This window comes from Pseudomonas fluorescens, from assembly GCF_902497875.1.
Classification (GTDB): domain Bacteria; phylum Pseudomonadota; class Gammaproteobacteria; order Pseudomonadales; family Pseudomonadaceae; genus Aquipseudomonas; species Aquipseudomonas fluorescens_BR.
In genome coordinates this window covers 1-500 of record NZ_CABVHY010000168.1, presented here as the reverse complement: position 1 = coordinate 500, position 500 = coordinate 1, and the positions used below count along the sequence as shown (strand labels likewise).

The following is a 500-nucleotide window of genomic DNA, read 5'->3' as shown; positions in this document are numbered from 1 at the left end:
GGATCAGGTGGTTCCAATGCTCTATGGTCGTCAAGAAATTCGGGTACTGAGTCGTGGCCAGTTGGCCTCGCTTCAGCAAATTGGGTATGTGATAGCTTTCGGTGTTTTGTGAGTATCTCGAACTTTCGGTTCGTTTCGTCTTCACACACCGCAATCTGGTGCTCTTTCGAGTCAACAAATTGCTTGGGTGTTATATGGTCAAGCCTCACGGGCAATTAGTATTGGTTAGCTCAACGCCTCACAGCGCTTACACACCCAACCTATCAACGTCGTAGTCTTCGACGGCCCTTCAGGGGACTCAAGGTCCCAGTGAGATCTCATCTTGAGGCTAGTTTCCCGCTTAGATGCTTTCAGCGGTTATCTATTCCGAACATAGCTACCCGGCAATGCCACTGGCGTGACAACCGGAACACCAGAGGTTCGTCCACTCCGGTCCTCTCGTACTAGGAGCAGCCCCTCTCAAATCTCAAACGTCCACGGCAGATAGGGACCGAACTGTC

General features: G+C 51.4%; 1 rRNA gene. It reads right to left on the bottom strand.

The window, feature by feature from the left end:
* Positions 1-194 precede the first annotated feature (194 nt).
* Positions 195-500: ribosomal RNA gene (locus tag F8N85_RS34470) — 23S ribosomal RNA — on the bottom strand; the annotation flags it as partial.